The 23,031-nt window shown below is 49.1% G+C and carries 23 protein-coding genes; 14 read left to right on the forward strand and 9 right to left on the reverse strand.

Features of this window, described 5'->3' with window-relative positions:
* Nucleotides 1-157: 157 nt before the first annotated feature.
* Nucleotides 158-754: a pyridoxamine 5'-phosphate oxidase gene (pdxH, locus tag CRO57_RS01995; protein ID WP_097151724.1), complete on the reverse strand. Its 597-nt coding sequence runs from the start codon at nt 752-754 to the stop codon at nt 158-160.
* 92 nt (nt 755-846) lie between these two features.
* On the opposite strand from pdxH, the gene CRO57_RS02000 reads away from it, so the two are divergent.
* Nucleotides 847-1,314, forward strand: coding sequence for an RT0821/Lpp0805 family surface protein (locus CRO57_RS02000; RefSeq protein ID WP_097151725.1), 468 nt, complete (start codon nt 847-849; stop codon nt 1,312-1,314).
* Between the two features lie 25 nt (nt 1,315-1,339).
* Here CRO57_RS02000 and CRO57_RS02005 read toward each other — a convergent pair whose 3' ends face one another.
* Nucleotides 1,340-2,569, reverse strand: coding sequence for an MFS transporter (locus CRO57_RS02005; protein ID WP_097151726.1), 1,230 nt, complete (start codon nt 2,567-2,569; stop codon nt 1,340-1,342).
* A 431-nt stretch (nt 2,570-3,000) separates the two neighbouring features.
* The gene (locus tag CRO57_RS02010) at nt 3,001-3,366 is read right to left on the reverse strand and encodes a DUF805 domain-containing protein (RefSeq protein WP_097151727.1); all 366 of its coding nucleotides are present in this window, start codon (nt 3,364-3,366) and stop codon (nt 3,001-3,003) included.
* A 548-nt stretch (nt 3,367-3,914) separates the two neighbouring features.
* On the opposite strand from CRO57_RS02010, the gene CRO57_RS02015 reads away from it, so the two are divergent.
* The 4 genes from CRO57_RS02015 to CRO57_RS02030 all read left to right on the forward strand — a co-directional run bounded on the left by CRO57_RS02015 (nt 3,915) and on the right by CRO57_RS02030 (nt 7,007).
* On the forward strand, nt 3,915-4,856 hold the full coding sequence (locus tag CRO57_RS02015) for a histone deacetylase family protein (protein WP_097151728.1): 942 nt from the start codon (nt 3,915-3,917) through the stop codon (nt 4,854-4,856).
* A 106-nt stretch (nt 4,857-4,962) separates the two neighbouring features.
* Complete coding sequence (locus tag CRO57_RS02020) at nt 4,963-5,718, forward strand: SDR family oxidoreductase (RefSeq protein ID WP_097151729.1); 756 nt, start codon at nt 4,963-4,965, stop codon at nt 5,716-5,718.
* 152 nt (nt 5,719-5,870) lie between these two features.
* A complete protein-coding gene (locus tag CRO57_RS02025) occupies nt 5,871-6,116 on the forward strand; it encodes an exodeoxyribonuclease VII small subunit (protein WP_097151730.1) in 246 nt (81 codons plus the stop codon).
* Between the two features lie 135 nt (nt 6,117-6,251).
* The gene (locus CRO57_RS02030) at nt 6,252-7,007 is read left to right on the forward strand and encodes a crotonase/enoyl-CoA hydratase family protein (RefSeq protein WP_097151731.1); all 756 of its coding nucleotides are present in this window, start codon (nt 6,252-6,254) and stop codon (nt 7,005-7,007) included.
* A gap of 81 nt (nt 7,008-7,088) precedes the next feature.
* On the opposite strand, the gene CRO57_RS02035 is transcribed toward CRO57_RS02030, so the two are convergent.
* Entirely contained in the window at nt 7,089-7,346 is a 258-nt protein-coding gene (locus CRO57_RS02035) for a hypothetical protein (protein WP_097151732.1), read from the reverse strand.
* A 67-nt stretch (nt 7,347-7,413) separates the two neighbouring features.
* Nucleotides 7,414-8,070: a GDSL-type esterase/lipase family protein gene (locus CRO57_RS02040; RefSeq protein ID WP_097151733.1), complete on the reverse strand. Its 657-nt coding sequence runs from the start codon at nt 8,068-8,070 to the stop codon at nt 7,414-7,416.
* A 556-nt stretch (nt 8,071-8,626) separates the two neighbouring features.
* On the opposite strand from CRO57_RS02040, the gene CRO57_RS02050 reads away from it, so the two are divergent.
* From CRO57_RS02050 to CRO57_RS02065, 4 genes are all read left to right on the forward strand, one after another.
* Nucleotides 8,627-10,237: a bifunctional metallophosphatase/5'-nucleotidase gene (locus tag CRO57_RS02050; RefSeq protein WP_097151735.1), complete on the forward strand. Its 1,611-nt coding sequence runs from the start codon at nt 8,627-8,629 to the stop codon at nt 10,235-10,237.
* Nucleotides 10,238-10,436: 199 nt separating this feature from the next.
* Nucleotides 10,437-11,282, forward strand: a complete 846-nt coding sequence (locus CRO57_RS02055) for a DMT family transporter (RefSeq protein ID WP_097151736.1) — start codon at nt 10,437-10,439, stop codon at nt 11,280-11,282.
* Between the two features lie 135 nt (nt 11,283-11,417).
* Nucleotides 11,418-12,038 carry a cysteine hydrolase family protein gene (locus CRO57_RS02060; protein ID WP_097151737.1) on the forward strand — a complete coding sequence of 207 codons (621 nt, stop codon included), beginning with the start codon at nt 11,418-11,420 and terminating at the stop codon, nt 12,036-12,038.
* Between the two features lie 193 nt (nt 12,039-12,231).
* Nucleotides 12,232-12,855, forward strand: coding sequence for a hypothetical protein (locus CRO57_RS02065; RefSeq protein WP_097151738.1), 624 nt, complete (start codon nt 12,232-12,234; stop codon nt 12,853-12,855).
* A 73-nt stretch (nt 12,856-12,928) separates the two neighbouring features.
* On the opposite strand, the gene CRO57_RS02070 is transcribed toward CRO57_RS02065, so the two are convergent.
* The 3 genes from CRO57_RS02070 to CRO57_RS02080 form a co-directional block, all read right to left on the reverse strand.
* Nucleotides 12,929-15,052 carry a putative bifunctional diguanylate cyclase/phosphodiesterase gene (locus CRO57_RS02070; RefSeq protein ID WP_097151739.1) on the reverse strand — a complete coding sequence of 708 codons (2,124 nt, stop codon included), beginning with the start codon at nt 15,050-15,052 and terminating at the stop codon, nt 12,929-12,931.
* A gap of 35 nt (nt 15,053-15,087) precedes the next feature.
* Nucleotides 15,088-15,708, reverse strand: coding sequence for a glutathione S-transferase family protein (locus CRO57_RS02075; RefSeq protein ID WP_170955912.1), 621 nt, complete (start codon nt 15,706-15,708; stop codon nt 15,088-15,090).
* A 256-nt stretch (nt 15,709-15,964) separates the two neighbouring features.
* On the reverse strand, nt 15,965-16,498 hold the full coding sequence (locus tag CRO57_RS02080; protein ID WP_170955913.1) for a cytochrome b: 534 nt from the start codon (nt 16,496-16,498) through the stop codon (nt 15,965-15,967).
* A gap of 326 nt (nt 16,499-16,824) precedes the next feature.
* Between CRO57_RS02080 and CRO57_RS02085 the strand changes: the two genes are divergently transcribed.
* A complete protein-coding gene (locus tag CRO57_RS02085) occupies nt 16,825-17,364 on the forward strand; it encodes a MarR family winged helix-turn-helix transcriptional regulator (RefSeq protein WP_097151742.1) in 540 nt (179 codons plus the stop codon).
* A 44-nt stretch (nt 17,365-17,408) separates the two neighbouring features.
* Entirely contained in the window at nt 17,409-18,164 is a 756-nt protein-coding gene (locus CRO57_RS02090; RefSeq protein WP_097151743.1) for an HAD family hydrolase, read from the forward strand.
* Here the strand turns inward: CRO57_RS02090 and CRO57_RS02095 are convergent.
* Nucleotides 18,071-19,042: a LysR family transcriptional regulator gene (locus CRO57_RS02095; protein WP_170955914.1), complete on the reverse strand. Its 972-nt coding sequence runs from the start codon at nt 19,040-19,042 to the stop codon at nt 18,071-18,073. The two genes, CRO57_RS02090 and CRO57_RS02095, sit on opposite strands and share 94 nt — an antisense overlap.
* A gap of 165 nt (nt 19,043-19,207) precedes the next feature.
* Between CRO57_RS02095 and CRO57_RS02100 the strand changes: the two genes are divergently transcribed.
* From CRO57_RS02100 to CRO57_RS02110, 3 genes are all read left to right on the forward strand, one after another.
* Complete coding sequence (locus tag CRO57_RS02100) at nt 19,208-19,786, forward strand: flavodoxin family protein (protein WP_097153148.1); 579 nt, start codon at nt 19,208-19,210, stop codon at nt 19,784-19,786.
* 250 nt (nt 19,787-20,036) lie between these two features.
* Nucleotides 20,037-22,214 carry a catalase/peroxidase HPI gene (gene katG / locus CRO57_RS02105; protein WP_097151745.1) on the forward strand — a complete coding sequence of 726 codons (2,178 nt, stop codon included), beginning with the start codon at nt 20,037-20,039 and terminating at the stop codon, nt 22,212-22,214.
* 80 nt (nt 22,215-22,294) lie between these two features.
* Complete coding sequence (locus CRO57_RS02110; RefSeq protein WP_097151746.1) at nt 22,295-22,477, forward strand: hypothetical protein; 183 nt, start codon at nt 22,295-22,297, stop codon at nt 22,475-22,477.
* Nucleotides 22,478-23,031: the final 554 nt, after the last annotated feature.

Raw genomic sequence — 23,031 nt, forward strand, 5'->3', positions numbered from 1 at the left:
AAGAGCTCCGGCTAGTGCACATACCAAATTTGACTGAAATCTATTCAGGTCTGGACATGCGTCGGGTTAGAAGACATTGCTGCCTTCTAACATTCGCAAATTCATCTGCCGAATCACCGTCTCTCACATCTTTGTGATCTGGGAAAGGGGGATGGTTTTATGGATATAGCTGCTCTTTTTCCCAGCCATCACCAGCCTGGGTGAAGACAATCCGGTCATGAAGGCGGAACGGGCGGTCATGCCAAAATTCGATCTGCTCCGGGCGAACGATGAAGCCGGACCAATAGTTCGGTCTCGGTACGGTACCAAGACCAAATTTGGCCGTATACTCAGCCACTGATTTCTCCAGAGCGAAGCGACTTTCCAATGGACGGGACTGCTTGGAAGCCCAGGCACCAATGCGGCTACCACGTGCCCGAGATTGGTAATATTCATCTGCTTCCGTGTCGGAGACGATGTCCACCTGACCGCGAATACGGATTTGTCGACGCAGGCTTTTCCAATGAAATAGCAGCCCGGCTTTGCGGCTGGCAAGCAGCTCCTTACCTTTGGCACTTTTAAAGTTGGTATAAAAAACAAAGCCTTCCGGGCTGAAATCTTTCAAAAGAACCATGCGGATATTCGGCATGCCGCTTTCATCAACGCTGGCAACCGCCATGGCATTTGGATCGTTCGGCTCGCTTGCTTCTGCATCTTTCAACCAAGTGGCAAACAGATCAAATGGTTCATTCGCTTCGATAAAGTTACCAGTCATTAACTTTCCTGACAGATGATGGAGAATAGGGTGCGTAACAAATGCCAGCGAGATGACGGCATAGTATTGATTGTAATGGAAAGGACAGGAATGTGAACTGCATTAGCTTTTCTATCTCCAACTTTCCGGCTGTTAGGGCTGCAAAATTGGCTGCTGTGATTGGGTCTTGTTTTTACCTGTCAGCATGCGCATCCATTGGGTTTGGTGGACCCGAAACCGAAATTGACACCGCGCCCACATCATCAGTCGGCACAAATCCAGCCATTCTTGCAGGGATCGATCCATCTGATTGGCAGATCCTGATGCAAACGGTTGGAGCTGTAGAACAGCGTGAGCTGAAATCAGAGCGTTCAGTGATTGCGTGGGTTAATCCCAAGACAGGATCCAAAGGGGAAATTACTGATATTTCTGCTCATCAATCCATTATGGATCAGGAATGTCGCTCCTTTAAAAGTTCCATGCATCGTATCACCGGTGTAGAGAATGTTGCCGGGGAAATCTGCCGAAATCCAACAGGAGACTGGAAAATGACCGGTTTCTCCTCTGGAACGGCTGCCTGACATCAATTGATTTCGTCTTGATTGATCAGCGGGCGTGTTGCGCCTGCAAACGTTCCACGGGCTCCTCTTTGATGGGCCAATGTACCAGTGCAGCAAAAATACCAAGAGCGATGGATAACCACCAGATGATGTCATAGCTCCCGGTTTGATCATAGAGAATTCCACCCAACCAAACGCCCAAAAAGGCACCAATCTGGTGGGACAGGAAAACAAAGCCAAACAGAGTTGCAACATATCGGGTACCAAACATCTTGGTGATCAGGCCTTGGGTTGGTGGTACTGTGGAAAGCCATAACAATCCCATCGCAGCCGAAAAAACCAGAATGGAAGCAACGGAAATAGGCACCATCAGGAAGATGGCAATAATCACGGCCCGTGCAAGATAGATGAAGCTGAGCATGGTACGAAGGGCCATCTTGTTGCCCATGATTCCGGCAACAAAAGAACCTGCCATATTGAATAGGCCAATCAGCGCAATGGCCCAGCCACCCCATTTGGCGTCAATTCCCATGTCGCTAATAAAGGGCGGCAAATGTGTGGTGATGAATGCGACATGCCAGCCACACACAAAGAAACCAAAGACCAGCAGGATATATGATCGGTGGGTGAAAGCTTCTGTCATGGCTTCAATCAAACTCTGGTCTTTCGCCCCATCGGCACTCGTAACTGATTCCGGTTTACCCCTGAAAATCGGGGCAAGCAACGGAACAATCAAAACACTTGCTGCCAATATGATAAGTGCGGTGCGCCAGCCATAGTCGGCGATCAGATATTGAGAGATTGGGGAATAGAGGAATTGTCCAAGCGAGCCAGCAGCTGTGCCCAATCCAAATGCAACAGACCGTAAAGATGGTGGTAGCAGACGAGTAAAGGCTGCAAGAATGAGGAAAAAGGCACAACCGGCGATGCCTACACCCATCAACAATCCGGCGCTGAGCGTAAACACAGTTGGATCTGTGACAGTGGACATCCAATAGAGCGCCACGAAGTAAATCAATGCACCACTGACAAGAACACGCGCGGTGCCAAAGCGATCGGCAATCATGCCTGCAAAGGGTTGAGCAATCCCCCAAACCAGATTTTGAAGAGCAATGGCCAGCGAAAAGATCTCGCGATTCCAGCCATTCTCAACCGTGATCGGCGTAAGGAAGAAGCCCATGGTTGCGCGGGGGCCGAATGGGATGGTTGCAAGCACGCAGCCAAAGAAAATGATCAAGCCATAAGGAAGACGGCTTTTGGGGGAGAATGCGCTCATGATTCCGGTCTCACCGCAGTTGCTGCGTAAAATTACATGGAAGGGAAGGATGAGATCATAAGGGATATGATAAACGAGCAAAAGTGATTAATTGTTATGAATACATAAATAGTTTCGATGATTCAGCTCGATTAGGCATTCCGGTACAGTTTGAAAGTTATCGCAATATGTCACCAAACTGACATCTGAGATTGGTAAAATTGTTCCAGTTAGGTTGGCAACCAATCTGGCATGTCTGAAAATCGGGATCATCAGACAACAAACTCGTTTTTCATCACCAGTTTATATTTTGCTTTTTTATCATATCAAGAGCTTGAATTATTGCTAAAGAAAAGCAGCCAAATGGCTGCTTTTTGAAACAGATCTTGTCTTGATTCTATCTTCTCACACCATGTTTACGGGCAGTTGGTAATTCGAATAAAAAGACTCCCTTATTGCCCGCTAGAGACCAATAAAAATGCCATGGACATGAATGGGATAACAGCACCAATGCCTGCCCAGCTTGGTTTGTCCCGGTCAAAAATTCGCCGAATGGCAAAGCTGATCATGGGTAGTGTGAAGAGTAATAGATAGAGGCGGGTGAACGGCGTTTGCGCATCGAACATGGAAACGAGCACGCTCGGCAATGGTGACATTTCTGCCGGACGCTGCACATAGCTGACGTCAGCACCAAAAGCGGCAAAGAAGAGCAAGGTGAAAACAAGAAAAAATAGCCAGAAATTTTTGCGGCTGGCCTTTGCTTTCCAATCGAAGCTATGAGCAAAGCCATCTTTCAGCACAAGAAACAGTTTCTTCATCGTCGCCTCACCGTATCGATCCTGAGCGAAATTGCGGGATCAAAGGGATAGGACAACCTTAGGCAAAAGGCTTATGGTTAATCAATTCTAAACAACATCCAGACATTATCTTTCTCAAACTAGGGTTAATAACCACAATCTGTCTCGTTCTGAAACAGTTCGCTTGAGAAGAGCAGTTGTATTCGAAAATACGCAAAGAGTGTGGTGTACAGCTTGGCAAAAATCACGAATGTTGAATTGACTTGATCTATGTCCCGCCGTTGGATGGGGAAAAGACGTATTGTGAAAGTTCCGGTTATGTGAGCCGTGAACCGCTCACGGGACTTGAACCAAGAAGCTATGAACTTGCCTCTACACAGATCTGACAAGATGAATGTGATGTCGTTTCAAGAGTTCACGTTTTTTGGGGCATCGGAACTGACTTCGTGACGACAAAGAGCAGACTTGTATATAATGACGAGGCCAAGATCCATGGCAGATGTGAGATCATTCGCGTCAGGACGGAAAAAGCGCGAAGGTGAAACTGCCGGGAGAGGAGAGGAATACGCGTGTCGACTGTTTATATTTCCCATCAATCCTTTTTAAAGCATCAAACGCCAGAAGGGCATCCAGAGCGACCCGACAGAATGCGAGCGGTCAATGTGGCACTTGAACATGAGAAATTCCTGTTCATGCCACGAGAAGAAGCGCAGATGGGCCGACGCGAGGATATCTTGCGCTGTCATCCGGAAAATATGGTGGATATGCTGGAGGCGGTGACCCCTGAGAATGAGGGTGAACTGGTATCTATTGATGGTGATACCACGCTTTCACCAGGCACATTCAATGCAGCCATGTATGCCATCGGTGCGTCCACTCAAGCAGTGGACGAAGTCATGACCGGTCAGGTCAATAACGCATTCTGCGGTATCCGTCCTCCGGGGCATCATGCGGAAACTGATCGTGCCATGGGTTTTTGCTTCTTCAATAATGCCGCCGTCGCTGCTCGCTATGCCCAATCCAAATATGATGCAGAGCGCATCGCGGTGATCGATTGGGACTTGCATCATGGCAATGGCACGCAGGATATTTTCTGGGATGATCCCAGCCTGATGTATTGTTCGACCCATCAAATGCCCCTTTATCCGGGCACGGGTGCCTGGAATGAAACCGGCAAGGATGACGAGGGGAATATCGTCAATGCACCTCTTCGTGCTGGCGATGGCTCCGATCATATCCGCGAAGCGTTCGAGACACGCATCCTGCCAAGTCTTTATAATTTCAATCCTGATCTTGTTATTATCTCGGCTGGTTTTGACGCGCATCTGAGAGACCCCTTGGGAGATCTCATTTGCACCGAAGCTGACTTTTCGTGGATGACCGGCAAGCTCATGGATGTAGCAGACAAATGCTGCGACAACCGCATCGTCTCCCTTCTGGAAGGGGGATATGACTTGCAAGCACTGGCTCGCTCTGTTGCGGTGCATGTAGACCGCTTGATGCATGGGTGAGTGAAAAGCGGCTAGATCGACCTGATTTGTGGGCTGTGCAAGAAACGGGTCGCAGTAAACATTTCTGATTGTTTTAGTTCCCTGACGCAATAGAGGAGAAAGCGTTATGGAACTCAAAGACAAGACGATTATCATTACCGGAGCATCAAGCGGTATTGGGGCATCTGCTGCAAGTCTGTTTGCGGCAGAAGGCGCTAATGTTGTGCTGGGAGCACGACGTGAAGAGTTGCTGAAGGCTCAGGTGCAAGCCATTCAGTCCAAGGGCGGATCAGCCTGCTATCTGAGTGGAGATGTATGCGATGCTGATTATGCGCAAGCACTCGTTGACTTGGCGATTTCCCAATATGGTGGTCTGGATGGAGCATTGAACAATGCTGGCATGATGGGTGATATGTGTCCGCTGCCAGACATGCCACTCGAGAACTGGAACGCAGTTCTTACGACCAATCTGACGAGTGCTTTTCATGCAGCCAAGGCACAAATTCCCGTTCTTGGTAAGCAAGGCGGCGGCTCAATCGTGTTCACGTCATCCTTTGTCGGGTTTAGCAATGGTGGCATGACGGGCATGGGAGCATATGCTGCCTCGAAGGCTGGCATGATTGGTTTGGTAAAATCATTAGCTGCCGATCATGCAAGTGAGCAGATCAGGATCAACGCACTTTTGCCAGGTGGTACGAAAACTCCCATGGCAGGCGATGATCCAGCCGGACATGAATTTATTGCCGGATTGCATCCGATGAAACGCATGGCTTCGCCTCAGGAAATTGCTCAAGCGGCGCTCTTCCTGTTGTCGGATAGAAGCTCATTTGTAACAGGATGTCCTTTGATTGCTGATGGAGGTGTGTCGGTACGTCTCGCTTAAGCATGAAGAGATCCAAATGGTGACAGAGCAAACATATCCTTGTTTGACGGATGTGTTTGCCTTTATGTAAACAGGTAGGAAGATTCACTGCTTCCTAAAATTTCGAGAGATAGCGTCCGGCTTTCCAGCTAGCGCAGACAAACAGGTGTATCATGAGCGAGATTTCTTCTCTGACCTTTGAACAGGCTCTGGCCGAATTGGAGCAGATCGTTCAGCGCTTGGAGCGTGGCGATGTGGAGCTGGAAAAGTCCATCGAAATTTATGAGCGCGGCGAAGCGCTCAAGAAACATTGTGATGCTCTGCTGAAAAAGGCCGAAGAAAAGGTCGAGAAAATCCGCATGTCTGCAAGTGGCGAAGCACAGGGCACGGAGCCCCTGGATGTGAAGTGGGACGGTTAGAGCTCAAGCTGACTAACCACTGCTGGGCACCAAGCTATTCACTTATGATCTAACTGCATGAGGTTGCTACTTTACCGTGATCCGATCTGCGGGTTACGGTGATGCAATTAGAGATTTGCATCGGGGAAAGCAGAGATGGCAATTGCATGTGAGCATATCGGGCTGGAAATCAAAGATGGTATGCGTTTGATCCGCATGCAGCGGCCGGAAAAGAAAAATGCCCTGACACAGCCGATGTATCAGGCTATGGCCGCAGCTATTTCAGATGCGAATAGTGATGACGACACCAAAGTGACCGTTCTTCTGGGAGAACCGGGAGCTTTTTGTGCAGGCAACGATATCGCTGATTTTGCACAGATGGCCAAAGGCGGTGCTTTAGGGCAGCCAATTATCGACTTGCTATATGCCTTGGCGCGCAGTGAAAAGCCAATCGTAGCAGGTGTTGACGGATTGGCTATCGGCATTGGCACGACCATGCTGCTTCACTGCGATTATGTTGTGGCCAGTATGATCTCTCGCTTCAAAACACCCTTTACCGATCTGGCACTTGTCCCGGAAGCTGCGAGCTCTCTGATCGCTCCACGCCTCATGGGACATCAAAAAGCTTTTGAACTGCTTTGTATGAGTGAGTTATGGGATGCAAATCAGATGGCCCAAACTGGCTTGATCAACAAGCTGGTCAGTTCTGAAGAGGTTGAAGGCAATGCACTGGAAGCGGCAAACGTCATTGCTTCAAAGCCACAGGCAGCAATGAAGGCTGCACGTGCTTTACTGCGTTCAGTTAGCCAGAGTGAGGTTGAAGCTCAAATTGAGAAGGAAGCGACGGCATTCCGCGCTCAACTGGCGTCAAGTGAAGCTCAAGCGGCTTTTGCCGCATTTCTGAAGAAATAGCAGGCATTGATCTGAGAAACAAAAGACCCGATTTTCGAAACAAACCGAGCCTCTAGATAAGTGGAGTTTTTGGAGCCGCGACTAATCGCTTCCACCATCACTGTCAGCTTGATGCTCGGCGTCGCTTTGAACTTCACTATCCTGTTTCACGATAGCAGGCATGAACAACACTACCAAAATGCCGGCCCCGAAGGTTGCGACAGAGAGAATAAACCAGATGGTCCCTGAGCGACCCTTGGCTTTTGCTGTAATTGCACCAATGATCCCGGCAAGCAGAAGTACTTGAAGCACAACCATCTCGTAACTGCCGATCTGAAAAATTCCCGGTAAACTTGGCATTGAGGTCTCCTAACAAATATCGCCCCCAGATAGGCGCTTTAAGGCCAAAAATCAATGCGGCAATTACTCAAGCCCAGCCTTCTATCAATGTCTTGCGCCATGCACCCCATTGATTGATGGCGTTTGCACATGATTGATAGCCTGCGCCTGTCGGGTGAAGGCCGTCTCCTTGCTTCAATGCGGATTGATAATCTGCATCTCCCAGCATGGCTCCGAACAGATCGAAAAAGGGAATATTGAGTTCGCTACAGATATCAGCGTAAAGCTCTGTTCCTTCGGCGCAATCGATATTGCGAAAGTCAAAGCGCATGCCATCGGCCATGCGATAGGGCATTTGAGTTTCATCGATGGGAGGAGGACCAATAACCAGTACCGGAGCAATCTCTGACAATTCCTCGACAAGTGCCCTAAAGGTGCGCTCCAGGCCACGTCGCGGGGTGCGGGGTTTGTCTTTGTAATCTCCGTCGGCAAAGCGCGAAAGATCATTAGCTCCGGTCCCGAGCACAATGAGTGGCCCCAAGGCGCGCGGAAGACGAGCCTTGCATTCGGCAGCCGCACGGTTCTTGATTTGATGCATGGTTTGTCCGCGCACGCCGAGGTTATAGGAAGCAAAGGCGGTTACATCCTCCTGATGCATGCGCCATAGCCGACCCGGCCACCCAAGTCCACTTTCATCGCCCATTCCTTCCGTAGTGGAAGCACCAACAAAGCAAATACGTCTCATCTTCAGCCCTCGTTTCAATCAAGCAAGCTATAAATCCAATAATAGCCGCCTACAAGAAGCGCAAAACCAATTGACCAAATGAGGATAAGATCCTTGCGCAACTGTTGTCTTGTAGTGCCGATATCATGAAAGCAATTGTTGCAAACCCACCAGCTTTTCATGACATACACATGGTCGTGGTCTTCTCTATGGGCGCTTCGTGAAAATCATCACAATAGTTGCAAAACATTGTTTGCGTGCGAGTGTCTCTGGCAGTTTTGAAAAAATTGATGACCATAATATTCTGCTCTGATGACGTGCCGGCATCATTGAAATTTAAAAGAGCCAGAGCGACGTTAGGGAAGGGCATTTTGCCTGTGATCAGAATGGGGAGCAACCCTGAAGGGTGGCATATTTCTCTTGACCCTAAGAGGGTAGGGGGAAATGATGTCTGTCACCATCGACAGAAAACTTCGTTTGGTAAAGAGCCGATCGTCACAAAACTTTTGCGCAAACACCGTAGGTTTTGAGGCGATTTTCTCTTTGCTCATCCGGTATCATTGGAGGTTCAAACATAATGAATAAGCTTCTTACTGGCGTCGCAGCCCTGGCGGTAGGCGCCAGCTTTGCAGGCTCTGCCCAAGCGGATTTCTCTCTCAATATCTTGCACATCAACGATCTGCATTCCCGTATTGAGTCGATCAACAAATATGACTCCACCTGCAATGCCAAGGGTGAAGAAGAAGGCAAGTGCTTTGGCGGTATTGCTCGCGTCAAAACCATGCTGGATCAGCGTCGCGCCGAGCTGAAAGATGCTGGCAAGAATGTCCTGACCGTTGATGCCGGTGACCAATTCCAAGGCTCGCTCTTCTATTCAACTTATAAAGGCGCTGCTGCTGTTGAATTCATGAATGGCATCGGCTTCGACGTCATGGCAGTTGGCAACCACGAGTTTGATGATGGCCCGAAAGGTCTCGCTGATTTCCTGGCAAAGGCTGAATTTCCTGTCATCTCTGGCAACATCGATGTTTCTTCCGAGCCGCTGCTGAAGGGCAAGGTCAAAGGCACACTCGTTGTTGAGCGCGGCGATCAGAAAATTGGTATCGTGTCCACCTTGGCAACCGATACAGCTGAGACCTCGTCTCCTGGTGACAAAGTCATCTTCATGGATTCTGCTGACTATCTGAAGCAGGCAGTGGCTGATCTGACAGCACAGGGCGTCAACAAGATCATCGCTGTGACCCATGAGGGCCTTCCAAAGGACATGGAACTGGCATCCCAGGTATCCGGTATTGATGTGATCGTTGGTGGCCATTCTCATACTTTGTTGTCCAATACAGCAAAGCGCGCTGAAGGCCCTTATCCTGTCATGGTCAAGAACCCAGATGGAAAGGAAGTGCCAATTGTACAGGCCTACGCCTATTCCAAATATGTGGGCGACATCGAAGTCACTTGGAATGACAATGGTGATGTGATTTCTGCAAAGGGTGAGCCAATCCTGCTCGACAAATCTGTTGCAATGGATGAAGGCTTCAAAAAGCGCGTTGCTGAGCTTGGTGCTCCAATTGCGGATTTGAAAGCCAAAGTCATCGGTAATCTGTCCGCTGCCGTTGATGGCAAGCGCGAAAACTGCCGTACTGGTGAATGTGAGATGGGCAATCTTGTGTCCGACGCAATTCTGGATCGGGTAAAGGACCAAGGTGTCGATTTGGTGATCCAGAACGGCGGTGGTCTGCGTGCCTCCATTGATGCTGGCGAAGTGACCATGGGCGAAGTCCTGACTGTCCTGCCATTCCAGAACACTCTGGCTACCTTCCAGTTGAAAGGCGCTGATGTCATTGCTGCTTTGGAAAATGGTGTATCTCAGGTCGAGGAAGTCAAAGGTCGCTTCGCTCAGGTTGCCGGCATCAAATATAGCTGGACCCGAGCAAAGCCTGCTGGCGAACGTATCACTTCTGTTGAAGTCATGAAAGATGGCAAATGGATGGCAATCGACAAGGAAGCCGTTTATGGCGTTGCATCCAACAACTACATGCGGTCCGGCGGTGATGGCTACAAAGTCTTCAAGGCCAATGGTATGAAGGCATATGATTATGGTCCGGGTTTGGATGAAGTGCTGGCTGATTACATCTCCAAAAACCCTGATTACAAGCCAGGTCTGGATGGCCGAGTTTCCGAAGTTAAATAAGCATTTTCAAGGGTATATCCGAAGGATATGGATGCAAACCCGGTGCCCTAAAGGGCATCGGGTTTGTTTTTGCGCAAATGGAAGTTCAAATGGATCTTTTTTGTCGATATCGAGCGACAAATCTGATAGGTTCCGTCTTCTTGCCCCCCAACTCAAGCACGCAGAGCAAGATTTCTCTATTCTGCAAGCGGAGCTACCTATGACCACATTGACCTTTCTTGCGGTAATTGCAGCTGCGGCTTTGCATGCCCTTTGGAATGCGGTGGTCAAGGGGAGCGGAGATACGTATCTTTCCATGACAGCGGTGATGCTGGGGCAAGCTGTGGCAGGGTTGGCTCTTCTGCCATTCTTTGCCTTTCCAGCCGAAGAAAGCTGGAGCCTTCTGGCTCTGGGAGTTTTCTTGCATCTTGGTTATCAGATTTTTCTTCTGCAGAGCTACAAATTTGGTGATCTGACGCAGGTCTATCCCATTGCTCGTGGCTCCGCACCTCTGATCGTTGCTGGTTTTTCTCTTGTTGTGCTAGGCGTGGAAATGTCTCGTCTGGAATGGATTGCTATTCTTGTGATCGGGCTTGGTATCATGAGCTTGGTCGCTGTACGCAAGTCGGACGGCGCACGGAACGGTAAGGCGGGCTTGCTTGCCTTTGCAACCGGTTGTTTCATTGCTGCTTATTCCCTTGCCGATGGCATGGGGGCACGACTGACCGATTCAGCTCTGGGTTATTTTGCCTGGCTTTCGGTTCTGGATGCTCTGCTCTATATGGCTGTTATCCGCTATTTGAAACCAGGAACCATTTCGGCCGTTCCTCGCAAAGGAAAAAAGGCGTTCTTCATTGGAGGTGGAGCTTCTTTCGTTGCCTACGCATTGGTGGTCTGGGCCTTTACTCAAGCGCCAATCGCCATGGTTACAGCTTTGCGCGAAACCTCTATCATTTTCGCTCTTCTGATTGGCGTCTTTTTTCTTAATGAGCGCTTCAATTTCAGCAAGTTTCTCTCGACTATTCTGACGGTTGCCGGGGCAATCTTGTTGCGTCTGGCCCGCTAGCAAAAACCCCACACTTGAGCCTGCCAAAGCACTCTTGCCGCATTGCGTTGCTAACCGGCAGACGCTATCGTTTCATGAGCCGTATCATGACCAAATATCGTGTTTGGTTGGTATGACTGATGGAGGGAAAGCATAATGGATCTGATATTGGGCCTGGTTCTGGCTGGCATCGTTTTTCTGATGGCAAACGGGCTGTTCAAACTGCTCAACCGACCCAAGATTATACGGATAGATCCAGAACAGCGTCCTAACACTGCTTTGTTGGTAATCGATATGCAAACTGATTTCACCAAGAACCACGACAAAGCGAGCAAACACAGTGCTTTCGAGTTGATCAATAGTCTGGCTATGGAAAAACAGCGGACAGGAGTTGCTGTTATCGAGATCCGGCATGTTTTCGTTGCTCTCCATGAAAAACTCTTCATGCGTATGACTGCTGGCGGGGCAGGTGTGGAAGGAAGTCCGGGTATTGATCGGGATGACGCGTTAAGCTTTCAAGCTGACCAGCTTTTTACAAAGCACCAGATGGACAGTTTTTCAGTCCCAGCCTTTGAAAGCTATCTGGATCAGCACAAAATCGGTCATCTTTATATTACAGGACAGGAAGCGAATGCTTGCATTCAGGCGACAGCCAATGGGGCATTGGCTCGCGGATATGAAATTACCCTTGTTGACGAGGGAATTCTGAGTGCTGATCAGCATAAATGGCAGAAAAATAGGGAAAACCTTCTTCTGAAAGGAGCTCGGATCCAATAGGTCTCAGATTTGGCTGCCCCTGTTCTGTATTGGAACTCGCGATCCTTTGCGCGCATGTCGAGACGGAATTATCTAAAATTTGAACAATCTACAAAAGGTCTGACTAAGGCTGGTTGTAGAATTCAGGAGTGCCTTAACGAGATTGAAGCGCTGTCGTTCCATTCTGTTTTTGAAAAATTGAAGAAGTTGGCAGATGCGGCGCTTGTTTGGCACGCATTGTCCGGCAAAACAAGACAGTGGGGATATGATGGAGATGCGAAAAGCTCTTTCTTCATTAGGATTTTTGGCGCTAGGTTATTGGTGCATGTTCTGGACCCTGAACGGGTTGGACAAATTTCTCAATCGAACCGATATTGGACTCCTTACCTGGTATGGCAATGATCGAGATGAAAAATTTGCCATGTATTTTGACCGGCTAGGGATGTCTGATAGTGCCGTGAATCCGGTTTTGATGTTTGCTGGCGTTTGGGAACTGGCAGCTGCTGCGGTATGTCTAATTGCAATGATTGCCTTCTACAAAGGCGCTCCAATGGCTGAAAAAATGGAAAAAGCCAATCAGGCGATCATTATCTCGGCGATCACATTCATTGGTTTTTGTATCTTTGATGTAGTTGTTGGTGATCGGGCAGAATTGTTGGAGCATTCCACCTATATCGGCGTGGTCATTGTCTCCTACATCTTGTTGGCATTGGAACCGGTTTTCTCGGAACTTCACAAAGATCTGGGCGTGGAAGAGGATGATGGGCAAGAGCTGCATATGAATCGATATCGCGGGGAAGCCGCGCCACTGGACCCGGCTGCTGTAGCAGCAGAATAAACAGCTTACGTTTGACGTTATCAAAAAGAAAAGCTGGCTCAGGCCAGCTTTTTTGCGTTGAAGCGGAACGTGTCTATTTTCGCGATTGATAGAGCTCGATCGCAGGATCGTTCGGAGTTTCAATGGCCGCCTTGAGACTATGGGCACAATCCTCGTTTTCCTGACGATGAGGATAGAGCAAATTGGGAGGATCTTGCAGGAGTTTTTCCATCTCCATCAGAGGTATAGGCCGAGAGAATATAAAACCCTGGTATTGATCACATTTGTTCTCTTCCAGCCATTGCAATTGTTCCGGTGTCTCCACACCTTCAGCAATGGCTGTGATATCCGTCAGACGGCAAAGTGATAGCACCAGATTCACCACAGGTGCCTGCTTATCGATAGCATTGATGAAAGAGCGATCAATTTTCAGGCATGAAATCGGATAGTCCTGGATATAGGCAAGATTCGAATAACCAGTTCCAAAGTCGTCAATCGAAATGGAGAAGCCTTCAGCCCTCAGTTTGGACAGGGTAGCCTTGGCATTGCGTTTGTCACCCATGAGCATGCTCTCGGTGATCTCCAGTTCGATGCGGTCGGTGGGGCAATTGGATTGTGCAAGCGCAGCGACCAATTCATGACAAAGGTCGTGATCATCAAATTGTTTGGGGGAAACATTGATAGAAACAGGTATATCAAAGCCTGCCCGCGTGAGGGTGCGCTGATCGTGACCGACTTGCTCGGCAACCCAGGTTCCTACATCGTGGATTAGTCCCGTTTCTTCCAGCGTATCGACAAAATGCCCGGGCAACAGGACGCCACGATTGGGATGATTCCACCTCAAAAGAGCTTCTATACTCCTGACTTCGTTGGTCCGACAGCAAACACGTGGCTGGTAATGCAGGAGAAACTCCTTGCGCTGGGTTGCTTGAATGAGATCGCGTTCCAATGAACGTTGTTTCAAGACCGCCATCTGTAAGGCTGGACGAAAGAAGGAGAATGTATTCCGTCCTCTGTCTTTGGAATCATACAAGGCCAGATCGGCATGTTTCATCAATGTTGCGAGATCATCGCCATGTTCCGGAAAGAGGCTGACGCCGATAGAAGCTTTGGAACTCAGTCGGTGGTCTTCGATATGGCAGTCTGTAGCGATGGCTTTCAACAGATGATGGCACAATTGATTGAGCTCGTTTTTGTCTCTCATTGGAATGAGGATGATGAATTCATCTCCGCCAAGACGGGCGATATGGCCAGCGCTCCCGACTTGTTGTTCCAGAATTTGAGACACATGCATCAATAATTGATCACCCGAAGCATGCCCCAATGTGTCATTGATGGTCTTGAACTTGTCCAGATCAATCAACATCATGGCCATATCGAGATTTGACTGTTTGGCGCTCGAAAGCAATTCCGGGAAGGCGAGCTGAACATAATTCCGGTTATAAAGCCCGGTTAATGTGTCGTGGTGTGCCAGATACCGAACCTTATGTTCATTATCCTTCAGCTCGGTTACATCAACCTCGGACAAGATATAGGCCGGATTGCCGCTCACAGCATCATGACAGTTGCGAGCTGAGATCTCATGCCAGCGTATGCCTTGTTCGGTCCAGACCTGTGAAATCAGGGTGGCATTCTGTTTTCGTTCAAGTTGTGCAACAAGATCTGTATGGGTGGATTGATCTACGAAGCGTTCTTTCAGAGGTATAGTGGAACTGCCATAAATGCTTCTGGCAGCAGCATTGGTATAGAGTGGAATGCCTTCCTTGCTGAAGAGCGAGATAGCGATTGGAATGTGATTCAGGGCTTCCGCCGAGCGCAGTCTCTCCGGTGTTTCCTGTTCTTCGGCCTTGGCTTCACACAGCATGCCCATACGGCCATCAGACATGACATAACCGCGGAACATCACCCGATAGGTATGAGGATGACCGTTTGGATAGAGCGTCCAGACTTCGCTGAATGTCTTTTTATCGGCAATGAAGTCGGATTGATATTGACGTAATCGCTCGGCGATGGAAGCAGACATATCCGCTCCCATATCACGTTTGTAGAGATCTTCCTGATTGTCTGCATGCCACAGTTCCACTGCGGCGTCGTTGGCCCATACCACATGAGAATGATCGATATCGAAAACCCATAATGGTGTCGTCAAATTCAAAACACTCTGGATATTGAAAGCATCATCTTTGATGCAGCAGGCAGTTGGGCAGATGTCGCTCATATGAAACCGAAAAACCAAAAAATCCAAAAAACTTGTTAGGCGGCGGGTTTGTAGGAAAGAATATGCTGATAACCAGATTGGTTCTCAACCCGCTCAATCCATTGACCAACAGCAGGATAGCAGCCGAAATCAAGGCCAGCTTCGTCAGCAACATGGACATAGCCAAAAATGGCGATATCGGCGATGGTGTAACGGTTCTCGATCATGAATGATCGTGTGGAAAGATGAGCATTCAGCCGCTCCATACCAATTGCAGCACGCTCTTGCCATTCAGCAATTTGCGATGCCATCTCCTCTTTGCGCTGGGGTAGAATAACCGAGAAGAAACGGGCTGGAGAAATGAATGGTTCAAGTTTGGTTTGCTCAAAAATCATCCATTGAATGGTTTCAGCTTCGCTCATGCCTGTTTCAGGAAAAAGAGCGCTGCCTTTCGCCAGATACCAAAGCATTGCATTGGATTCTGTGATGCCTTTGCCCTCGGATGTGAGCAGGAAGGGAACAGTACCATTCGGATTCAGCTCCAGAAAGGAAGGGGCTTTTTGTTCTCCTTTCAGCACATCGATCCAGTGCAATTCGTGGGGGATTGATAATTGCTCCATTATCAAATGTGCCTTGAAGCAATTGCCCGATCCGAATGTCGCAAACAAAGTATCCATTAGCCAGTCCTTGATCAAAGGTGAATTGGTCAAAAATGCCTTACATTGCATGGAACTATACTTAGGTTAATCTACGCTTAAGCAGGTATTAATCCTTATATTATGGTTATTTCGAACTGAGTATGACTCATTTGCAAATGCGCTGCAATTGTCCAAAAAATACCCCGGCAACTGACCGGACCAGTTGGTTGGTTGCCGGGGCGATATGCTGCGGTTCTTCTGATCTCGGGAAGGGAACAAAAGACAAGAGCAGCACCTATCGAGATCTGAGCAATGACATGCGATCCATAATCCCGTCCTTCTTGATGAAATGGTGATAAATCGTACCAACAACATGCAGAACAATACTGGCTACGAGTAATTTGGATCCGATACCATGGACTATTAGAGGCTTTACACTTTCTGCTGCTGTCGAATATCCGGCATAATCGCCGCTATCGACATATTCACCGAGGCCAAAAAGCATCATGGATGCCATACCGCTGGCAACCATCACAATGGGCAGAATATAGAGCAGCAGGTGGATCAGCTTGGCGAATTTGGCCTGCAAGGGTGGCCAGACTGGATCTGCTTCAGGCCGTGCATGTAGGAAGAAAAAGACCAGGCGAGCCAGAAAAATAACACCGGTGAGCAGTCCGATCTTGCGATGCAAATCGAGCAACTGCAGTTTTTCGGATCCCTGCATGTCTTCCATCATCTGGCCGACAACAATCAGGCCAATGATAAGTAGAGCGGCAAGCCAGTGCAGAAGGATTGTAGCTTTGGAATAGCGGTTTGGAGAGGCAGTCATGGTTGGTCCTGTTCTTGAAGTATAGATGCTTGGTGATGGGGCCCAACGGGAGCAATTATCCATTCTTGCTGTCGCTAGGATGCAATTCAGATGAGCAGAAAGTTACTTGAATTATTTGTTACATGTAAATTATTGTCAAGGAATGCAATTGTAACCAATCGTATCAAAATGTATTTCTCTTGCAGTAGATAGCCGGGCATGTGCCGTTAAGGAGCTAGATATCTGGCATCCGCAAACGTGAAGAGAACGTCATTTGATATTCGCTACGAACTGGTGCAATTTGATTTGCCTGCCTGGGCAGGCAATAGTCACAATCAGGAGAGTGTATGGCCAAGCAAACCACACCCACCCAAATACTGCCTTGCGATGGTCAGAAGCAGGAAAGCTTGCCGCAATCTCCTCCTTCACCCCCACATTCTCTTGGCAGCAGGCTCAATCGCGCAACTCGCTTCATCAATCAATTGGCAGAAAGCAACCTCGCGCGTCATGATTTGACGTTGCCGCAATGGGTTGTTTTGACAGCACTTTGGCGTTCCAATGGTTTGAAAATTACGCATCTGGCCGATTATTGTAACAATGGCCAGCCAGCCCTATCTCGAATTCTGGATCGAATGGAAGCCAAGGACCTGGTTGAGCGATGCGCGTCTCCGGCGGATCGTCGCGAGGTAAGGGTTTTCCTGACCGAGAAGGGACGGTCTCTATCCTATCTCAAGGAATATTTACAGCAATTCAACCAGGCCATGATGACCGGGTTGAATGAACAACAACAACAGATGCTATTTGATCTGCTTGATCATTTGCTTGTGAATGGCAAGAAGATTGAAGCGGGCGAAATAACGCTTGCTCCAATCGGGCCTGAGGCCTAAATTTCAGTCGAATTCCTCCAAACCTGTTTCCACGAGCTTCTCCCATGCCAGTGAGCGATACTATCAAAGCGGTTCTGTTTGATCGGGACGGAACCCTGCTGGATCTACAAGCAACATGGGCAGGTGCCTTCTATTTCATTATTCGTGATATGGCTGGTGGGGACGAAAGTAAGATTCAGACTCTGGCAGACTATTCCGGTTACTTCATGGATAGTCGCAAATTTGATATGAGATCTCGTTTGTTGACCGGCGCACCATCAGATTATTGTGCTCGCTGGGCAGAGATTTGCGAACGTCCTTATGGCGAAGACTTCATGCGAGATTTCACTGATCTTTCGTTGAAATATTGCGATGTGTCGCCAACCTTTCTGCCCGGGGCGTCACAGGCACTTGATGCCTTGAAGCACGCGGGTATTCCCATGGGAATCGCCACCAATGGAACAGAGAGCAGCGCTCGCCGGCAAATGGCGCATTTGGGATATGAAGATCACTTCTTTGCCGTCATCGGATATGATTCTGGTTATGGGGCAAAACCCGAAGCCGGACAGGTTCTGGCCTTTGCGGATCAATTGCAGATTGAACCCGGCGACGTATTGATGATTGGTGACAGTCTGCATGATGTGCATGCAGGCAAAGCCGCTGGAGCAATGACTTTAGCCTTGCCAACAGGCGCTGCCAGTTCAGATGAGTTGCTGGCTGAAGCAGATCAGGTGATTTCCAGCCTTGCAGATTTGCCGCTCATGCTTGGGCTGCCATTGCCAGTCTCCGCACCACAGGCACGTCCGTCCTTGCCACTTTGAGTGACGGGTTGCTTATAGCAACACGGCAAATCTTTTGCGACTTGTTTGACCAGCTCCCGGAACCATCTATGCCGTGGTGAATGGCGATTCCTTACATGCCAGACCATATGAAAATCCATCGGTGTCAGCGCGATGGGAACCTCCACCCAGTCAAAGTCCCGAAAGACGGTATAGGCAAGACGAGAGGGTGCTGTTGCCAGCATGTCGGTTCCTCTGGCAACATTGGCAACCGAGCCAAAGCTCGGCGCGCAATATGAAACATGCCGCTCCAGCCCTTCTTTGCGAAGGGTTATGTCAATGGCGGTCGTTTCATCATTCGATAGTGCCAGAATGCCATGATGCCCGTCGGCATATTCGTGAACATCTTTGGGAGCCTCCCTCATGGTCGGATCATAGAAGGTGACCATCCGATCAGTGGTGATGGTGGTCGCGACAATATCCGGGCTCTCATAATCCTTCAGAGGGCACAGTGCGATATCAGCCATACCCTCTTTCAAACAATCCAGACTGAATTCCTGAAAGACATGGGTGCGCATCGTCGCATTGGGAGCTTGTTCGCGAAGAGCTTGATAGATGGATGGAACGAACATGTCATGTTCAAAGTCATTGCCCATGACGGCGAAGCGATGATTGGAGAGGGAAGGATCAAAACTGCTCTTGTCATGAAGGGATTGCAGAGATGCCAGCACATGGCTCACTTCATCAATCATTCCATCCATGCGTTCGGTGGGCACCATGGCGCGGCCAACCTTGAGAAACAAAGGATCACCAAGTAAACCGCGCAATCGCTCCAGAGAATGGCTGACGGTGGACTGGTTCACACCCATTTGTCGGGCTGCAACAGTAACGGAGCGATGCTCATGGATGAGTTTGAGCATATGAAGCGATCGTCCGTCCAATGATAAATGATCGAAATTCTGCATAATAAATATGATTATAATGCATTTGAATGCATGATTTCAATATGTATCTATGAGGGCAGACAACAAGCGGATTTTGACCCCGCGATTGCTAATTCAAGTCAAAATTTAGAGGAAGTTCCGATGTCCGAGAATTCTGCCCCAACCGTCGCTATCGTATATCATTCTGGCTACGGCCACACCGAAGTGCTGGCACAATCCGTCCTGAAAGGCGCAAAGGATGCTGGTGTGAATGCACATCTGGTAAAAGCCGATGATGAGAACAAAGATTGGGATCTGTTGGAAAAAGCAGATGCCATCATCTTTGGTAGCCCGACCTATATGGGATCCGTATCCGCTCAGTTCAAAACCTTCATGGATGAAAGCTCCAAAGTATGGATGAACCAGGGCTGGAAAGACAAGATTGCGGCTGGTTTCACGATCTCTGCCTCCCAGTCCGGCGATAAACTGAATACCTTGGTTCAGATGTCGGTTTTTGCCGCACAGCACGGCATGGTCTGGGTCGGCCTTGGTGAAATGCCTGGCAATAACAGCTCCGAAGGGAGCGCTGAAGACATCAACCGTATTGGTTCATATATCGGAATGATGGCACAGGCTAATGCCGATCAAGGTGCGGATGTCACTCCACCTACTGCGGACCATAAAACCGCAGAAATTCTGGGTGCGCGCGTTGCAAATTCTACCAGACGCTGGGCTGCTTGATTTACCTGCGCGCGATGCTTCTTGTTTCAGGCCCCTACCATTTGGTGAGGGGCCTCATTCATACCAATCCGTATGTAAATTTCTGAAAGGTATCAGACATTGAAACATGGCCAAATAGCTCAAGAATATTTATCATAATTTTTTCTTATTGATTTGGTCGGTATTTGCGATTGGAATTTATTGAAATGGCTGGGTAACATACCTCCACAACAATCTTGATCAGACCGTATCAAGCAATCAGGAGGCCTGAATGGACCACTCTCAAATGCCGCGTACCGGCGGATGCCCCGTAAATCACGGTGGCAACACTTCAATGGACAAACCAGTGACAAAGTGGTGGCCCAATGCGCTCAATCTCGACATCCTGCATCAAGGTGGTGCACGTACCAATCCGATGGATCCGGACTATAATCACCGCAAAGCGGTGAAGGGGCTCGACTATGAGGCAGTCAAAGCAGATGTTCATGCCCTGATGACTGATAGCCAGGATTGGTGGCCAGCTGACTGGGGCCATTATGGTGGTTTGATGATCCGTCTCGCTTGGCACTCTGCTGGCTCCTATCGTCTTCAAGATGGTCGAGGTGGTGGCGGTTCGGGTAATATCCGTTTTGCACCTTTGAATTCCTGGCCGGATAATGCAAGTCTGGACAAGGCGCGTCGCCTGCTGTGGCCTATCAAGAAAAAGTATGGCAATGCACTTTCCTGGGCAGACCTGATCGTTTTGTCTGGCACCATTGCTTATGAGTCCATGGGGCTGAAAACGTTTGGCTTCGGTTTTGGTCGTGAAGATATCTGGGGTCCGGAGACCGACGTTTATTGGGGCAGCGAGAAAGAATGGCTTGCTCCATCTGAAAATCGTTATGAAGATCTGGATGATGCATCAACGCTGGAGAATCCGTTATCAGCTGTGCATATGGGCCTGATCTATGTGAACCCCGAAGGCGTCAACGGAAATCCCGATCCGGCACGTACTGCGCTGCATGTCCGTGAGACATTTGCCCGGATGGCCATGAATGACGAAGAAACCGCTGCCCTGACTTGTGGTGGTCACACCGTCGGTAAAGGTCATGGAGCCATGGCTGGTGACAAGATTGGTGCCGAACCAGAAGCTGCAGGCTATGAGGCACAGGGTTTTGGGTGGGCAAATCCAGACCAGAAGGGGTCTGCGTCTGACGCCTTCACCTCAGGCATTGAGGGTGCATGGTCCAAGGAACCATTGAAGTTTGATATGGGCTATTTCGACTATCTGTTCAATTATGAATGGGAGCTGACAAAATCGCCTGCTGGTGCGCATCAGTGGAAACCGGTTGATATGCCAGAAAGTGAAATGCCGGTTGATGCGGGTGATGGTTCAACGCCCCGTATGCCAATGATGACAGATGCCGACATGGCTATGAAAGTTGACCCGATCTACAATGAGATCTGCCAGAAATTTATGGCTGACCCAGCATATTTTGCAGATGTCTTTGCCCGTGCATGGTTCAAACTGACCCATCGCGATATGGGCCCCAAGGCCAACTATTACGGTCCAGATGTGCCACAGGAAGATCTGATCTGGCAGGATGTCATTCCTGCAGGCAGTAATGGTTATGATGTTACCGCTCTCAAGGCCAAGATCGCCGCAAGTGGTTTGACCTCGGCCGAGATGATTGCCACAGCATGGGACAGTGCGCGGACCTATCGCGGCTCGGATATGCGTGGTGGTGCCAATGGTGCACGGATCCGCTTGGCTCCTCAGAAAGATTGGGCCGGGAACGAGCCAGATCGTCTGGCGAAGGTGTTGAGCATCTTGGAACCGATTGCTACGGAGGCTGGTGCCTCGATTGCCGACGTCATTGTTCTTGCGGGGAATGTTGGCCTTGAGCAGGCGATCAAGGCAGGTGGTCATTCGGTTGATGTACCTTTCACCCCGGGCCGTGGTGATGCAACTGCCGAACAGACAGATGCAGAGAGCTTTGATGTGCTGGAGCCAGTCTCCGATGGTTTCAGAAACTGGCAGAAGAAAGCCTACGCGGTCTCCGCTGAGGAAATGATGCTTGATCGTGCCCAACTGCTAGGGCTGACCGCAGTGGAGATGACCGTGTTGGTCGGTGGCTTGCGTGTTCTTGGCACCAATCATGGCGGGAACAGCTATGGTGTGTTCACCGACAATGTCGGCACATTGTCAACGGACTTCTTCGTCAATCTGACTGATATGGCCTATAGCTGGCATCCACTTGAAGATGGCACCTATGAGTTGAGGGAGCGAGCAACAGGCGCTGTCAAATGGCAGGCGACCAGTGCTGATCTGGTGTTCGGATCCAACTCGATCTTGCGCTCCTATGCAGAGGTCTACGCTCAGGACGACAACAAAGAGAAGTTCGTGCGTGATTTCGTTGCCGCCTGGACCAAGGTCATGAATGCTGATCGCTTTGATTTGCTGGCTTGAATCTGATCATTGAGCAGTCTGAAAACAACTGCTCACAATATTGATGTTAACTGGCTCCTCCCAATTGGCGAGGAGCCTTTTTGCTTTTAATCCTTGGGAAATTTCATGTCTTCTATCAATTGCCAAGTGAAGAGAAATGCACATTTTCCGGGGCGCTGCCCACTGTTTGGTTGATGCTCATTAATCACATGCAAGAAAACGACCTCATGCTTTCCGATCTGGAGCGCGTGATTATCGGTGGTTCAGCCCGCCAAGGTCCATGACGCAAGCTTTCTGAGATGATTATGGTGCGGAAGTCATACATGACCAGGGATTACGGAAATGAGCCTGTTCGGCACTGTCGGTTCCATGAAGCCGGAACATCAAGATTTGGACGGGTAAGCATTGCTGGATGTGAAGCAAAGTGCTGGAACCGATCCATTCGGTATTAAAATGAAGATTGGCGATTAGGATAACAAGTCTCTGCCTTGGTATAATATTGCCATCGGTCGCCGGAATGGCAGTGATTGCTGTCAAACATTCGAAATGGGATGAGCGACCGTTGCTGATCCTTGTGCCATAGGATGGACAGGATATCGTCAAGGAAGACGTTTTCTCCTATATGGATGGAAAATTGCCAAATGGTGGAAGCCCGATGATATAGACGTTCTGGATGAACTTACCCATACCGCTACTGGAAAAATCAAGAAAGTAGCTCTGCGACAGCAGTTCAAAGAGTATCGTTTTCCTTCTGATCAACAATGATGTGGCTGGATACTCCTCGCTAGAGTGTTCATTGCGTCGCAGTTTCGAAAGATACCGGCAATTGCACCTCGTA

Source organism: Cohaesibacter gelatinilyticus (assembly GCF_900215605.1).
Classification (GTDB): Bacteria; Pseudomonadota; Alphaproteobacteria; order Rhizobiales; family Cohaesibacteraceae; genus Cohaesibacter; species Cohaesibacter gelatinilyticus.

Coding starts and splice junctions, on each gene's coding strand:
- CRO57_RS02095 (WP_170955914.1), bottom strand. CDS start 19,042: ATGCTCAAACTCATCCATGAGCATCGCTCCGTTACTGTTGCAGCCCGA.
- katG (WP_097151745.1), top strand. CDS start 20,037: ATGGACCACTCTCAAATGCCGCGTACCGGCGGATGCCCCGTAAATCAC.
- CRO57_RS02010 (WP_097151727.1), bottom strand. CDS start 3,366: ATGAAGAAACTGTTTCTTGTGCTGAAAGATGGCTTTGCTCATAGCTTC.
- CRO57_RS02025 (WP_097151730.1), top strand. CDS start 5,871: ATGAGCGAGATTTCTTCTCTGACCTTTGAACAGGCTCTGGCCGAATTG.
- CRO57_RS02030 (WP_097151731.1), top strand. CDS start 6,252: ATGGCAATTGCATGTGAGCATATCGGGCTGGAAATCAAAGATGGTATG.
- CRO57_RS02005 (WP_097151726.1), bottom strand. CDS start 2,569: ATGAGCGCATTCTCCCCCAAAAGCCGTCTTCCTTATGGCTTGATCATT.
- CRO57_RS02050 (WP_097151735.1), top strand. CDS start 8,627: ATGAATAAGCTTCTTACTGGCGTCGCAGCCCTGGCGGTAGGCGCCAGC.
- CRO57_RS02070 (WP_097151739.1), bottom strand. CDS start 15,052: ATGAGCGACATCTGCCCAACTGCCTGCTGCATCAAAGATGATGCTTTC.
- CRO57_RS02040 (WP_097151733.1), bottom strand. CDS start 8,070: ATGAGACGTATTTGCTTTGTTGGTGCTTCCACTACGGAAGGAATGGGC.
- pdxH (WP_097151724.1), bottom strand. CDS start 754: ATGACTGGTAACTTTATCGAAGCGAATGAACCATTTGATCTGTTTGCC.
- CRO57_RS02090 (WP_097151743.1), top strand. CDS start 17,409: ATGCCAGTGAGCGATACTATCAAAGCGGTTCTGTTTGATCGGGACGGA.
- CRO57_RS02065 (WP_097151738.1), top strand. CDS start 12,232: ATGCGGCGCTTGTTTGGCACGCATTGTCCGGCAAAACAAGACAGTGGG.
- CRO57_RS02035 (WP_097151732.1), bottom strand. CDS start 7,346: ATGCCAAGTTTACCGGGAATTTTTCAGATCGGCAGTTACGAGATGGTT.
- CRO57_RS02080 (WP_170955913.1), bottom strand. CDS start 16,498: ATGACTGCCTCTCCAAACCGCTATTCCAAAGCTACAATCCTTCTGCAC.
- CRO57_RS02085 (WP_097151742.1), top strand. CDS start 16,825: ATGGCCAAGCAAACCACACCCACCCAAATACTGCCTTGCGATGGTCAG.
- CRO57_RS02055 (WP_097151736.1), top strand. CDS start 10,437: ATGACCACATTGACCTTTCTTGCGGTAATTGCAGCTGCGGCTTTGCAT.
- CRO57_RS02060 (WP_097151737.1), top strand. CDS start 11,418: ATGGATCTGATATTGGGCCTGGTTCTGGCTGGCATCGTTTTTCTGATG.
- CRO57_RS02020 (WP_097151729.1), top strand. CDS start 4,963: ATGGAACTCAAAGACAAGACGATTATCATTACCGGAGCATCAAGCGGT.
- CRO57_RS02100 (WP_097153148.1), top strand. CDS start 19,208: ATGTCCGAGAATTCTGCCCCAACCGTCGCTATCGTATATCATTCTGGC.
- CRO57_RS02075 (WP_170955912.1), bottom strand. CDS start 15,708: ATGGATACTTTGTTTGCGACATTCGGATCGGGCAATTGCTTCAAGGCA.